This is a genomic window from Streptomyces sp. NPDC012510, assembly GCF_042955065.1.
In the GTDB taxonomy this organism is placed as follows: domain Bacteria; phylum Actinomycetota; class Actinomycetes; order Streptomycetales; family Streptomycetaceae; genus Streptomyces.
Window position 1 is genome coordinate 121,440 of the sequence record NZ_JBIBEN010000003.1, and the last position, 13,033, is coordinate 134,472.

At 70.0% G+C, this 13,033-nt stretch carries 9 protein-coding genes and 2 pseudogenes; 6 read left to right on the forward strand and 5 right to left on the reverse strand.

The features are described 5' to 3' along the window. Nucleotides 1-119: 119 nt before the first annotated feature. Nucleotides 120-1,595: a non-reducing end alpha-L-arabinofuranosidase family hydrolase gene (locus tag ACFY9I_RS06020; RefSeq protein ID WP_390997249.1), complete on the forward strand. Its 1,476-nt coding sequence runs from the start codon at nucleotides 120-122 to the stop codon at nucleotides 1,593-1,595. A gap of 674 nt (nucleotides 1,596-2,269) precedes the next feature. After that, nucleotides 2,270-5,158: an RICIN domain-containing protein gene (locus ACFY9I_RS06025; RefSeq protein WP_390997252.1), complete on the forward strand. Its 2,889-nt coding sequence runs from the start codon at nucleotides 2,270-2,272 to the stop codon at nucleotides 5,156-5,158. A gap of 105 nt (nucleotides 5,159-5,263) precedes the next feature. Here the strand turns inward: ACFY9I_RS06025 and ACFY9I_RS06030 are convergent, their stop codons facing one another. From ACFY9I_RS06030 to ACFY9I_RS06040, 3 genes are read right to left on the reverse strand one after another with little or no spacing between them, the layout of a single operon-like run. Continuing rightward, the gene (locus ACFY9I_RS06030; protein ID WP_390997255.1) at nucleotides 5,264-5,938 is read right to left on the reverse strand and encodes a 3-oxoacid CoA-transferase subunit B; all 675 of its coding nucleotides are present in this window, start codon (nucleotides 5,936-5,938) and stop codon (nucleotides 5,264-5,266) included. Beyond that, nucleotides 5,935-6,630 carry a 3-oxoacid CoA-transferase subunit A gene (locus ACFY9I_RS06035; protein WP_390997258.1) on the reverse strand — a complete coding sequence of 232 codons (696 nt, stop codon included), beginning with the start codon at nucleotides 6,628-6,630 and terminating at the stop codon, nucleotides 5,935-5,937. Before ACFY9I_RS06035 ends, ACFY9I_RS06030 begins: the two co-directional genes overlap by 4 nt. After that, a complete protein-coding gene (locus ACFY9I_RS06040) occupies nucleotides 6,627-7,832 on the reverse strand; it encodes an acetyl-CoA C-acyltransferase (protein ID WP_390997261.1) in 1,206 nt (401 codons plus the stop codon). The genes ACFY9I_RS06035 and ACFY9I_RS06040 overlap by 4 nt, the downstream gene beginning before the upstream one ends. Nucleotides 7,833-7,903: 71 nt before the next feature. Here ACFY9I_RS06040 and ACFY9I_RS06045 point away from each other — a divergent pair, with 71 nt between their 5' ends. From ACFY9I_RS06045 to ACFY9I_RS06060, 4 genes and pseudogenes are all read left to right on the forward strand, one after another. Continuing rightward, the gene (locus ACFY9I_RS06045) at nucleotides 7,904-8,785 is read left to right on the forward strand and encodes a LysR substrate-binding domain-containing protein (protein ID WP_390997263.1); all 882 of its coding nucleotides are present in this window, start codon (nucleotides 7,904-7,906) and stop codon (nucleotides 8,783-8,785) included. 31 nt (nucleotides 8,786-8,816) lie between these two features. Next, nucleotides 8,817-9,040 (forward strand): annotated as a pseudogene (locus tag ACFY9I_RS06050) (Zn-dependent alcohol dehydrogenase); the annotation flags it as partial. Further along, nucleotides 9,006-9,301: pseudogene (locus tag ACFY9I_RS06055) on the forward strand (aldo/keto reductase); the annotation flags it as partial. The pseudogenes ACFY9I_RS06050 and ACFY9I_RS06055, both read left to right, overlap by 35 nt. Next, the gene (locus ACFY9I_RS06060) at nucleotides 9,292-10,017 is read left to right on the forward strand and encodes an FCD domain-containing protein (protein ID WP_390997266.1); all 726 of its coding nucleotides are present in this window, start codon (nucleotides 9,292-9,294) and stop codon (nucleotides 10,015-10,017) included. The pseudogene ACFY9I_RS06055 and the gene ACFY9I_RS06060, both read left to right, overlap by 10 nt. Before the next feature lie 576 nt (nucleotides 10,018-10,593). On the opposite strand, the gene fdhD is transcribed toward ACFY9I_RS06060, so the two are convergent. Together fdhD and ACFY9I_RS06070 are read right to left on the reverse strand one after the other, a co-directional pair. Further along, nucleotides 10,594-11,448: a formate dehydrogenase accessory sulfurtransferase FdhD gene (gene fdhD / locus ACFY9I_RS06065; protein ID WP_390997268.1), complete on the reverse strand. Its 855-nt coding sequence runs from the start codon at nucleotides 11,446-11,448 to the stop codon at nucleotides 10,594-10,596. Between the two features lie 153 nt (nucleotides 11,449-11,601). Then, nucleotides 11,602-12,984 carry an L-serine ammonia-lyase gene (locus ACFY9I_RS06070; protein WP_390997270.1) on the reverse strand — a complete coding sequence of 461 codons (1,383 nt, stop codon included), beginning with the start codon at nucleotides 12,982-12,984 and terminating at the stop codon, nucleotides 11,602-11,604. Nucleotides 12,985-13,033 lie beyond the last annotated feature (49 nt).

Sequence of the window (13,033 nt, forward strand, 5' to 3'; positions counted from 1 at the left end):
AGCTTGTGGCGTCAAAGGTTCGGTGATCCCTTCGAAAGTTTCGAACCAACCTCTCCCCGGGAAAGCCGCGCCGCGGTTCATCGGCGTCACCCCCACCCCGCTCACAAGGAGGCCCTTTGATGCGGTTTCGCCACCTGTCCCCGGTTCGTCCAAGACGCTTACTCGCCGTCCTCGCGCCCTTGCTGCTGGTGGCCACCTTCCTCGGTGCCCAGCCCGCCAGCGCGGCGACCGTAGACCCCAACGCCTCCTATGTGCTGGTCAACCGCAACAGCGGCAAAGCCCTGGACGTCTACAACATGGCGACCAACGACGGCGCCCGCATCACCCAGTGGTCCAGGAACGATCAGAACCAGCAGCAGTGGCAGTTCGTCGATTCCGGGGGCGGCTACTACCGCATCAAGTCCCGGCACTCGGGCAAGGTGCTGGACGTCCACAACCGGTCAACCGCGAACGGCGGCTCGATTGTCCAGTGGGCCGACCTGAACAGCACCAACCAGCAGTGGCGGCTGGCCGACAGTGCGGACGGCTACGTGAGGCTCATCTCGCGCCACAGCAACAAGGCCCTCGAAGTGCAGGGCGCCTCCACCGCCGACAACGCGAACATCGTCCAGTACGACGACTGGGGCGGCACCAACCAGCAGTGGCAGCTCGTCAAGGTCGGCGCCGACAACCCCGGCCCGTGCGGTCTTCCGTCGACATACCGCTGGACGTCGACGGGCGCGCTGGCGCAGCCCAAGTCGGGGTGGGCCTCGCTCAAGGACTTCACCGTCGTCCCCTACAACGGCAAGCAGCTCGTCTATGCGACGACGCACGGCGCCGCGGGAACGGGAAGGGCCTGGGGCTCGATGAACTTCACCCCGTTCACCAACTGGTCGGAGATGGCCTCGGCCGCCCAGAACACGATGTCGAACTCCACGGTCGCGCCCACGCTCTTCTACTTCGCGCCGAAGAACATCTGGGTGCTCGCCTACCAGTGGGGCAGGACCGCCTTCGTCTACCGGACGTCGAGCGACCCCACCAACCCGAATGGCTGGTCGTCCGAGCAGCCGCTCTTCTCCGGAAGCATCTCCGACTCCGGAACCGGACCCATCGACCAGACGCTCATCGCCGACGGGACGAACATGTACCTGTTCTTCGCCGGTGACAACGGCAAGATCTACCGGGCCAGTATGCCGATCGGGAACTTCCCGGGCAGCTTCGGCTCGAACTCGACAGTGATCATGAGCGACACGAGGGACAACCTGTTCGAAGCCCCGCAGGTCTACAAGCTGCAGGGCCAGAACCGCTACCTCATGATCGTCGAGGCGATCGGCTCGCAGGGCCGCTACTTCCGCTCGTTCACGGCCACCAGTCTGAACGGCTCATGGACACCCCAGGCCGCGACCGAGAGCAATCCCTTCGCCGGCAAGGCCAACAGTGGCGCCACCTGGACCAACGACATCAGCCATGGCGAACTGATCCGCACCAGCCCTGATCAGACCATGACCGTCGATCCCTGCAATCTGCAGTTGCTGTACCAGGGGCGCAGCCCCAACTCAGGCGGCGAGTACGGTTTCTGGCCCTACCGTCCGGGTCTGCTGACACTGCGGCGCTGACGGTATGACATCGGTCCGGCTCCGATAGGGAGTCGGCGTGGCGGGGGGGGGGGGCCCGCCCCCCCCCCCCCCGGGGCCGGGGGGGGGGGGGGGGGGGCGGGGGGGGGGGGGGGGGGGTTGGGCGCGGGGGGGGGGGGGGGGGGGGGGGGGGGGGGGGGGCGCGGGCCCCCCCCCCCCCCCCGCCCGGTGCGTCCAGTGCGTCCAGTGCGTCCGGTGGATCGGCGCCCTGATGCGGTCGGTGGCCTTCTCGGTCAACACAACAACCGTGGCCGTGCCCACATCAGTTGCGTGTGCAGCAGCACCGTAGCAATACATCCCATGCCTAGAGACAAGTGGATGACCCACCCTGGAGCCCACATCGGCAGAGAATCACATCGATACAGCTAGACATGGATATCAGTAAAAATGTTCGTGTCAGCTATAGACACAGCCACCGACCCCACCCTTAAATCCATCCCATGTCCGAAACCTGTTTGTTGCACAGCGGGCATGCCAGAGTCACATGACGACAGGTGGTTGTTATGACCCCGCACCGACACCGCGGCCCCTGGGTCGAGATTGCCGGGCAGCACCATGACTGAACTGATCAGCACCGTCGAAGCGGTGGACGTACGGTTCCCGACCTCGCCGGAACTCGACGGCATGCGCCGGCCGCGAAGGCAGGAGTGTGCGTGATGGACATCCCCATGGACCGCAGACACTTCCTGACCGCCGCCGCGCTGACCGCCGGGGCGGCCGCTCTCCCCGGCGTCTTCCTCCCGGGGAAGGCCACGGCTGCCGTACCGCCGCAGATCACTCTCCCCGACCGCGGCATCTACGACACCGCCCCCGCCTCCTCCTGGACCGACGGCTTCCTCACCGGCAACGGCGAGTACGGCGCCATCCTCCACGGGGCGGCCACGCTGGAGAAAGTGGTCTTCAACTACCACCGGCTGGTACTGCCCAACGGCACACGCACCGTGAAACCGCCCGTACTCTCCGGCCGTCTGGAGGGTGTGCGCGACAAGGCCCTCGCCGGGGACTACTCCGGCGCCAACAGAGACTTCGCGTCGGGGTGGTCGCTGCGCTGGACGCAGACCTACCACCCCGCGTACGAACTGCGCATCAGCACCCCCGGCATGACCACGGTCAACGACTACGGCCGGGTCACCGACTTCCGTACCGGCGAGGTCAGTTCGAGCTGGACCGACCAGTACGGCACGTGGACGCGCCGGGCGTTCGTCTCCCGTGCGGACAACGTGATCGTCCACGAGCTGATCCCCGCCACCGGCCGCACGGTCGACACCACACTGAGCGTCAACACCGCGCTCGAGGGGCTGCCCACCAGCCTGAGCTTCACCACCCGGGCCACCATGAGCAACGGCAACGGTTACCTGAACCTGCGCGGAACCTACCCCTCGGGGCAGGGCGCCTTCGGTTACGAGGGCGTCACCCGTGTCGTCGCGACGGGAACGGGATCCTCCGTCAGCGTCAGCGGCTCCACCATCGTGGTGGCCAAGGCGACCAGGGTGATCCTGCTGACCAAGCTGGACCGCTACGAGTCCTCCACCGCCTGGATCTCCGAGCCGCTGCACGCCGAACTGGCCACGCTCGGCACCGATTACGCGGCCCTGCGCTCAGCGCACACCGCCCTCCACACCGAGCTGTACGACCGCTCCCGCCTCGATCTGAACGTCTCCGCCGCCGACCGCGGGCTCTCCGTCAGCGAGCTCATCGCCCGCCAGAACGCGAACCGCGGCGTCATCGACGTCGCCCTGCTGGAGCGGCTGTACGACTCCGGCCGCTACCTCTTCATCAGCTCCAGCGGCGTCCTGCCGCCCCGGCTCACCGGCATCTGGACGGGCTCCTGGAACGGTGCCTGGGCCGACGACTTCACCACCGACGCCAACATCAACCTCCAGGTCGCGGGCGGCAACATCCTCGACACCACCGAGGCGATGCAGGGCTACTTCGACCTGATCCTCGACCAGCTCGACGACTGGCGCACCAACGCCACCAATCTCTACGGCGCCCGCGGCTTCCTCGCCCCGTCCCGCACCGACGGTGAGTACGGCCACATGCTCCACTTCAACAACGGCTCCTTCCCGGGCCACACCTGGACCGGCGGCGCCGACTGGCTGCTCTACCCGATGCTGGAGTACTACGAGGTCACCGGCGACAGCGACTTCCACCGCACCAAGCTGGCCCCGGCCCTGATGGAACTCGCCCTGTTCTACGAGGACTTCCTCACCCGCACCGACGCGAGCGGCAAGGCCGTCTTCGTGCCGTCCTTCTCCATGGAGAACTCCCCCGGCAACACCGGCGTGTGCCTGTCGATCAACGCCACCGGCGACATCATGGCCGGCAAGCACGCGCTGCGGGCGGCCATCGACGCCGCCAACACCCTGGGCGTCGAGCAGGGCAGCGGCCAGGGTGTTGCCCGCTGGACCGCGCTGCTGCAGAAGATCCCCGACTACCGCGTCAACGGCGACGGCGCGCTCGCCGAGTGGTCCTGGCCCACCCTGACCGAGCGCTACAACCACCGGCACATCCAGCACCTGTACGGCGCCTGGCCGCTCCACGAGATCAACCCCGAGGACGAGCCGTCCCTTGTCCGCCCTGCCCTCACGGCCCTCGAAAAGCGCGGCGACCAGAACATCTCCGCCCACGGCAGTCTCCACCGCGCCCTGGCCAGCGCCCGGCTCAAGGACGGCGCCAAGGTCTACGACAACCTGAAGAAGATCATCGGCAACAACATGGTCTTCAAGTCGCTGATGACCTCCCACAACCCCGACCTCGACATCTACAACGCCGACGCCGCCAACGCCCTGCCCGGCGTCCTGGCCGAGGCCCTGATCTACTCCCGCCCCGGCGTCCTGGAGGTCCTCCCCGCCCTGCCCGACCAGCTCGCCAAGGGCTCCATCACCGGCGTACGGGCACGCGGCCGGATCCGTGTCCACACCTTCGACTGGGACCTGACCGCCCGCACCGCCACTCTCTCCGTCACCTCCGCCGTCAACCAGACCGTCACCCTCATCAGCCGACGCGGCATGACAACGGTGACCACGACCGCGACGGTGGCCACCTCACCCCTCGGCACCCACGCCCGCAAGGTGTCCCTGGTGGCCGGGCAGCGTACCGACATCACCATCTCCCTGCTCACCGGCTGGTTCAAGCTGGTCAACCGGCGCAGCGGCAAGGTCCTCGACGTCGCCGGCGCCGGCACCGCCAACGGCGCGAAGATCATCCAGTACGCCTCGTCCGGCGCGACCAACCAGCAGTGGCGCTTCCTGCCCAACGCCGACGGCACCTTCCGTATAGCCGCCCGCCACAGCGGCCTCCTGCTGGAGAGCCCGGGAGGGTCGGCCCAGGGCGGCCGGCTCGACCAGTGGCAGGACACCAACAGCGACAACCAGCGGTGGAAGCTCGTCGACGCAGGAGGCGGCCGCTACCGCATCGTCAACGTCCGCAACGGCACCTGGTGCGTCGACGTCGAGGGCGGCTCGACCGCCGACGGCGGCCGTGTCATCCAGTGGCCCGTCGGCACCGGCACCAACCAGGAATGGGAGATCGTCGGGCTGTGACGGCCCGGCGTCGCGGGATGCGGCGCCTCCGCGGGCACGAGGAGGCGCCGCATCCGGACGTTGCGCCGGCATGCTGATCCGGATCGGACGAGATCGATCACGACGTCACGCCGGCGCGCGGCGGTGCGTGATGCCGAGGCGCTCCGCGAGTTCGTGCGTGCCGATGCCGTACGTCTCCCGGATGCGTACGCCGTCGGGGCCGACGTCGAAGACGCCGTGGTCCGTGTAGACGCGGCTGACGCAGCCGGTGCCGGTGAGGGGGTAGGTGCACCGCGGCACGAGTTTGGGTTCACCGGAGCGGGTGAAGAGCGTCATCATCACGTAGACGTCCTTGGCGCCGATGGCGAGGTCCATGGCACCGCCCACGGCGGGGATGTCGTCGGGCTCGCCGGTGTGCCAGTTGGCGAGGTCGCCGTCGAAGGCGACCTGGTAGGCGCCGAGCACGCAGACGTCGAGGTGTCCGCCGCGCATCATCGCGAAGGAGTCGGCGTGGTGGAAGTACGCGGCCCCCGGCAGTTCGGTCACGGGGACCTTGCCCGCGTTGGTCAGATCGGGGTCGACCGCGTCGCCCTCGGCCTTCGGCCCCATGTTGAGCATGCCGTTCTCGGTGTGCAGCACGACCCCGGAGTCGGCCGACAGATGGTCGGCGATCTTGGTCGGCTGCCCGATCCCGAGGTTGACGAAGGCGCCGGCCGGGATGTCGCGGGCGATGACGGCGGCCAGTTCGTCCATCGAGAGCCGGTGGTCGGTGCGTGCCTGGTCGCTGGAGGTGGTGGTCATCGTGCCCCCTGCACGGTGTAGCGGCGGGCGTCGACCCGGACGATCCGGTCGACGTGGATGGACGGGGTGACGACGGCCTCGGGGTCGAGCTTCCCGAGCTCGACGACCTGGTCGACCTGGACGATGGTCGTCGTAGCGGCCGTGGCCATGACCGGCCCGAAGTTGCGGGCCGTCTTGCGGTAGACGAGGTTGCCCATCGCATCGGCGACGTGCGCGCTGATCAGCGCGTAATCGCCCTTGATCGGGTACTCGAGCAGGTACGTGCGACCGTCGATCACCCGCTCCTCCTTGCCCTCGGCCAGCGGCGTGCCGACCGCGGTCGGGCAGTAGAACGCGCCGATGCCGGCACCGGCCGCGCGCATCCGCTCGGCGAGGTTGCCCTGCGGCACCACCTCCAACTCGATCTTCCCCGCGCGGTAGAGGTCGTCGAAGACCCACGAGTCGGCCTGGCGCGGAAAGGAGCAGAGCACCTTGCGCACCCGGCCGGCGGCCAGTAGCGCGGCCAGTCCGACATCGCCGTTGCCCGCGTTGTTGGACACGATCGTGAGGTCCTTCGCACCCTGCCGGATGAGGGCGTCGATCAGGTCGAACGGCATCCCGGCCAGACCGAAGCCGCCCACGAGGACGGTGGATCCGTCCTCGATCCCCGTGACCGCCGCGTCGGCACTCTCGACGATCTCCGCCCGGCTCACTCGGCCGCCCCCGTCACGCCGCAGTTCTCCAATACGACGGCCAGACCCTGGCCGACCCCTATACAGATCGCGGCGACGCCGTAGCGCTGCTTCGTCTCCCGCAGCACCTTGGCCAGCGTGGCGAGGACACGACCGCCCGAGGCGCCCAGCGGGTGCCCGATCGCGATGGCGCCGCCCTTCTGGTTGACGATGGCCGGGTCGATCTTCCAGGCGTCGAGGCAGGCCAGCGACTGCGCGGCGAACGCCTCGTTGAGCTCGACCGCGCCCACCTGGTCCCAGCCGATGCCGGCCCGCGCCAGCGCACGGTTCGCGGCCTCGACCGGGGCGTAGCCGAAGGCCTGCGGCTCCAGCGCCATCACGCCGCGGCCCGCGATGCGGGCGATGGGGTCGGCCCCGATCGTGGCCGCCGCCTTCTCGCTGCCCAACAGCACGGCGGAGGCGCCGTCGTTGAGCGGGCTGGCGTTGCCCGCGGTGATGGTGCCACCCTGCTCCGGTGTACGGAAGACCGGCTTGAGCCCGGCCAGCACCTCCGGCGTGGACCCGGCTCGGATGCTCTCGTCACGGGGCAGGTCGACGCCTTGGACCGGAACCACCAGATCGTCGTAGAAGCCCGACTCCCAAGCGGCGTGGGCGAGTCGGTGGGAGCGGGCGGCGAACTCGTCCTGCCGCTCACGGGAGATGCCGAAGCGCTCCCGGAGCTGCTCGTTGGCCTCACCGAGGCTGACCGTCCACTCCTTCGGCATCCGCGGGTTGACCAGCCTCCAGCCGAGTGTGGTCGAGACGGCGGTGACGTCGCCGGCCGGGAAGGCCTTCGCCGACTTGGGCAGCACCCACGGCGCCCGGGTCATCGACTCCACACCGCCGGTCAGCACCACCTCGGCATCACCGGAGTCGATGGTCCGGGCGGCGATCATCGCCGCGTCGAGGCTCGATCCGCAGAGGCGGTTGACCGTGGTGCCGGGCACGCTCGCCGGGAGGCCGGCGAGCAACGCCGCCATGCGGCCGACGTTGCGGTTCTCCTCCCCGGCGCCGTTGGCGTTGCCCCACACCACATCGTCGACAGCGGCGTGGTCGAGGCCCGGCACCTTCGCGAGCGTGGAGGTGATCGCGGCGGCGGCGAGGTCGTCGGGGCGGACGCCGGCCAGCGCGCCGTTGAAGCGGCCGAACGGCGTTCGCGTCGCGGCATAGAGGAAAGCACTCATGGAAGCGACGCTAGTTCCGGGCCGCGATATTCTGAAGTACGCATATCCCAAGTGATTGATATGGACAGCATATGGATCTGCGTCACCTGCGGTACTTCGTGGCGGTGGCCGAGGAGCGCCACTTCGGCCGTGCCGCCGAGCGGCTCCACATGGCCCAGCCGCCGCTCTCCCAGCAGATCCGCCGGCTCGAGGCCGAACTGGGCGTCGACTTGCTCCGCCGCACCACCCGCCGCGTCGACCTCACCGAGGCCGGCCGTGCCTACCTCGTACGGGCGCGCGCGATCCTCGCCGACGTCGACGAGGCCGCGCACCAAGCACGGCGCGTCGCCGCCGGCACGGTGGGCCACCTGGCGATCGGGTGCGTGGGCTCGGCGACGTACAGTCTTCTGCCCGCGCTCTCGCGGCGGCTCTCGGAGAAGCTTCCCGGCGTCGACTTCTCCTTCCGCGGCGAGATGCTCGCGCCCGACCAGGTCGAGGCGCTGCGCACCGGCGCGATCGACGTCGCCCTGCTGCGCCCTCCGGCGGCCGATCTCTCCCTCACCGTGCACACCTTGCGCCGGGACCGGCTCGTCGTCGCCACACCGGTCGACCACCCGCTCGCCCGCCGGAAACGGCTCCGTGCCTCCGACCTCGCCGGCGCCGACCTGATCGTGCACTCCGCCGACCGCCGGTCCGTGATGTACGACGTCGTGGTGGGCCTCCTGCGCGACGCCGGTGTCGAGCCGCGGGTCCGTCATGAGGTCGGTGAGACCTCGACACTGATCACGCTCGTGGCCGGCGGCCTCGGCCTCGCGGTCGTGCCCGAGCCCGTGACGGCGTTGGCGCTCGACGGCGTCGCCTACCTGCCGCTGGCCGGGGCCGACGCACGCGTGGAGCTGGCGGTCGCCCACCGCGCCGACCGCTCCGAGCCGCACCTGACGCGCACCGTCGGGATCATCGAGGCGATGTTCTGAGACACCCACCGACGCCGGTGCATCCGCCTGCCCAACCCCCCGCCCCCTGGACCGGGCCGCGCTCGTCGAGCCGACCGTGCTCGTCGAGCCGACCGCGGTCGCCGGGCACGACGTGGGCCGGGCCGAGGTCACCGCGGGCGAGAGGTCGCGGTGGTCGGCGGCGGGCCGGTCGGCGTCCTGATCGCGCTGGTCGCACGGGCCTCGGGCGCCGAAGTCCGCGTCGTACGACTACCAGGACGCCCCCGCGCCTCTGCTCGCCCGTGCCCGGGCGATCGCCGACGTCTGCGCGGCGCATGGGACGCCCCTGCCCGCCGCCGCCATGGGTTCCCCCGCACCCAGCCCACTATCATCAAGGTCACCCTCGGTATGCGGGCTCCGGAACAGGTCGTACGGAACGTGGAACTGCATGGTCAGCACGTCCCCGATGGTCTCTGGGACGATCCGCGCGCTCAGGGACTGATCAGGTCGGACGTGCCCGAGGGGGCACGCCGTGGGAGGGAGTCGCGTTGTCTCTGACGGACAAGGCCATCGAGCAGATCCGTGAGCTGATCCGGACCGGCGCCCTGCCTCCTGGCTCCAAGCTGCCCCCCGAGCCCGACCTGGCCGCCCAACTGGGCCTGTCCCGCAACCTCGCCCGCGAAGCGGTCAAGGCACTGGCCGTCGCGCGGATTCTGGAGGTCCGACGAGGCGACGGCACCTATGTGACCAGCCTCCAGCCGAGCCTGCTCCTGGAGGGACTCGGCGGCGCGGTGGAACTGCTGCAGGGCGACTCGACCGCCCTGCAGGACCTCATGGAGGTACGGCGGCTCCTGGAACCGGTGGCCACGGCACTGGCCGCCACCCGGATCTCCGACGAGCAACTGGCAGAAGTCAAAGGCCACTTGGAAGCCATGCGCGACGCCCGCGACGACGTCGAACTACTCAACAAGCACGACGCCGCCTTCCACCGCGCCGTCGTCTCGGCCACCGGCAACGACAGCCTCCTCGCCGTGTTGGAGGGCATCTCCGGCCGCACCCTGCGCGCCCGCATCTGGCGCGGTCTCGTCGACACCCACGCCGCGGGACGCACCCTCGCCGAGCACGAGGCGATCTTCAACGCCCTGTCCAACCGAGACGCCGCCCTCAGCCAGGCCGCGGCACTGCTGCACGTGAGCAACACCGAGCAGTGGCTGAGGGAGCACCTGCGCTCGGCCGACGCCCTCCCCTTCGAGGAGGCGGCGCGCGAAGGGTAGTCGACGCCACCCGGCGCCACGGACATTCACGCCTCCGGGTTGGGACCGCACAAGGCCGAGCAGCACGACCGGTGCGAGAAGGAGATCGTTCGGGCTCTGGGCCCGGCAGCGTACGAGTCCGCCCTCGCGGAGGACGGACGCCACCGCGGCCCCGACGAGGCCATCGCTACCCATGGACTCGGAGCGGACCCCGCGCCGAAGCTTGCGGCATGCCACACACCAGGGCGTGACCTTCCACACCGCGGGCTTCGGACCCGCGGCGCGGGGCTTCGCCCTTACCCCTCGCCGGGGATGAGCAGCTTCATGGCAAAGGAACCTTCCGTGAGCGTGGAGGGAGAGGGAGGCAGGCTGTCGCGCACGGCGGTCGCGTTGAGCCGCACCAACAGAGACACCATCGGACCGGACATGTCCGCTAACCAGGGTTGCTCGCCTCGCAGCGGGCCTGCACCTCTTTCGCGCAGCGGCGAGAATGCGCCGCAGCTTCGCCGGCGGCCTGACGTTGGGCCGGGGCCGGCGGCTTCCTCGGCGAGAGCTGTCACCCAGGGCCGCCAGGGCCACCAGGGCCCTGATCGCCCGCTACCTCGCCGTACCCCCGCGCCCAACTCGCAGGTCGAGGCGTTGTTCGCCCGCGTACACGTTCATGGAGCCGCCGCGCAGGAAGCCGACGAGCGTGAGCCCGGTCTCCGCCGCCAGGTCCACGGCTAGGGAGGACGGTGCCGAGACCGCCGCCAGCACCGGGATGCCCGCCATGACCGCCTTCTGCGCCAGCTCGAAGGACGCTCGCCCGGACACCAGCAGAATCCTCCCGGACAGCGGCAGTTCACCGGACCGGAGCGCGCGACCGATCAGCTTGTCGACGGCGTTGTGCCGGCCGACGTCCTCCCGCAGGTCCAGCAGGTCGCCCTCGGGCGAGAACAGACCCGCCGCGTGCAGGCCCCCGGTCCGGTCGAACACCCGCTGCGCGGCCCGCAGCCGGTCGGGCAGGACCGCCAGCAGCTCGGGGGCGACCCTGACCGGGGGTGTGTCGGCGATCGGCCACCGTGCCGTCGTCCGTACGGCGTCCAGACTGGCCTTCCCGCACAGGCCGCACGACGACGTCGTGTAGACGTTCCGCTCAAGCGTGATGTCGGGCAGCGGCACCTCGGGGGCGAGGCGCACGTCGACGATGTTGTAGGTGTTCGAACCGTCTTCCGTGGCACCGTCGCAGTAGACGATGTGCGCCACGTCCTCGGCCCGGTGCACGACGCCCTCGCTCACCAGGAACCCGGCGGCGAGCGCGAAGTCGTCCCCGGGTGTGCGCATGGTGATCGCCAGCGGTTTGCCGCCCAGCCGGATCTCCAGTGGCTCCTCCGCGACCAGCGTGTCCGGGCGCGTGCTCAGCGCACCGTCCCGGATCCGCAGCACGCGCCGTCGCTCGGTGACCCGTCCCACGGCCTCACTCCCGGTTTCTGTCTGTGGATTCTGTCTGTGGATGTCGTGATGGCGGCCGCAGACGCCTACTGCACGGCCGCAGCGGGCCCTCGTCGGGGATGCGGTGCGTATGAGGCGCAGGCCGCACCGGTTCCCTCCCGCTCCCCCGTCTCCTCAGCACTCGATGACGTTGACGGCGAGGCCGCCGCGCGCGGTCTCCTTGTACTTGACCTTCATGTCGGCGCCGGTCTCCTTCATGGTCTTGATGACCTTGTCGAGGGAGACGTGGTGGCGGCCGTCGCCTCGCAGGGCCATGCGGGCGGCGGTGACGGCCTTGACGGCGGCCATGCCGTTGCGCTCGATGCACGGGATCTGGACGAGGCCACCGACCGGGTCGCAGGTGAGGCCCAGGTTGTGCTCCATGCCGATCTCGGCGGCGTTCTCCACCTGCTCGGGGGAGCCACCGAGTACCTCGGCGAGACCACCGGCGGCCATCGAGCAGGCGGAGCCGACCTCACCCTGGCAGCCGACCTCGGCGCCGGAGATGGAGGCGTTCTCCTTGAAGAGCATGCCGATGGCGCCCGCCGCGAGCAGGAAGCGGACGACGCCGTCCTCGTCCGCGCCCGGCACGAAGTCGAGGAAGTAGTGGAGTACGGAGGGGATGATGCCCGCCGCGCCGTTCGTCGGGGCGGTGACGACCCGGCCACCCGCGGCGTTCTCCTCGTTCACCGCCATCGCGTAGAGGGTCACCCACTCCATCGCGCGGCCCGCCGGGTCACCCTCGCTGCGCAGCGCGCGGGCCGCGGCCGCGGCCCGGCGACGGACCTTCAGGCCGCCGGGGAGGATGCCCTCACGGCCCAGGCCGCGGGAGACGCAGGACCGCATGACCTGCCAGATCTCCAGCAGACCCGCGCGGATCTCCTCCTCGGTGCGCCAGGCCTTCTCGTTCTCCAGCATCAGAGCGGAGATCGACAGGCCGGTTTCCCGGGAAAGCCGCAGCAGTTCGTCACCCGTGCGGAACGGGTGAGCCAGCACCGTGTCGTCGGGTTTGATCCGGTCAGCGCCGACGGCGTCCTCGTCGACCACGAAACCGCCACCGACCGAGTAGTACGTCTTCTCCAGCAGGGGCACTCCGTCGGCGTCGTACGCGAAGAGGGTCATGCCGTTGGCGTGGTACGGCAGCGAGCGCCGACGGTGCAGCACCAGTTGGGTCGAGAGGTCGAAACCGATCTCGTGGGCCGGGCCGATCTCGGCGCCGAGGAGGCGGATGCGCCCGGTGCCGCGGATCCGCTCGACGTCCAGGTCGGCCCGGGCGACGTCGACCGTGTGGGGCTCGTTGCCCTCCAGGCCGAGCAGTACCGCCTTGGGAGTGCCGTGGCCGTGGCCGGTGGCACCGAGGGAGCCGAACAGCTCCGCGCGTACCGCCGAGGTCTGGGCGAGCACGCCGTCCTGCTTCAGCCGGGCGACGAACATCCCGGCGGCGCGCATCGGGCCGACCGTGTGCGAGCTGGACGGCCCGATGCCGATGGAGAACAGGTCGAAGACGCTGATTGCCACGCCATGCTCCGTGGGATTGGCGGGGCGTGCCGAGCTGTCACGGCGCGCC

Coding starts and splice junctions, on each gene's coding strand:
- ACFY9I_RS06040 (WP_390997261.1), bottom strand. CDS start 7,832: ATGAGTGCTTTCCTCTATGCCGCGACGCGAACGCCGTTCGGCCGCTTC.
- ACFY9I_RS06025 (WP_390997252.1), top strand. CDS start 2,270: ATGGACATCCCCATGGACCGCAGACACTTCCTGACCGCCGCCGCGCTG.
- ACFY9I_RS06045 (WP_390997263.1), top strand. CDS start 7,904: ATGGATCTGCGTCACCTGCGGTACTTCGTGGCGGTGGCCGAGGAGCGC.
- ACFY9I_RS06030 (WP_390997255.1), bottom strand. CDS start 5,938: ATGACCACCACCTCCAGCGACCAGGCACGCACCGACCACCGGCTCTCG.
- ACFY9I_RS06020 (WP_390997249.1), top strand. CDS start 120: ATGCGGTTTCGCCACCTGTCCCCGGTTCGTCCAAGACGCTTACTCGCC.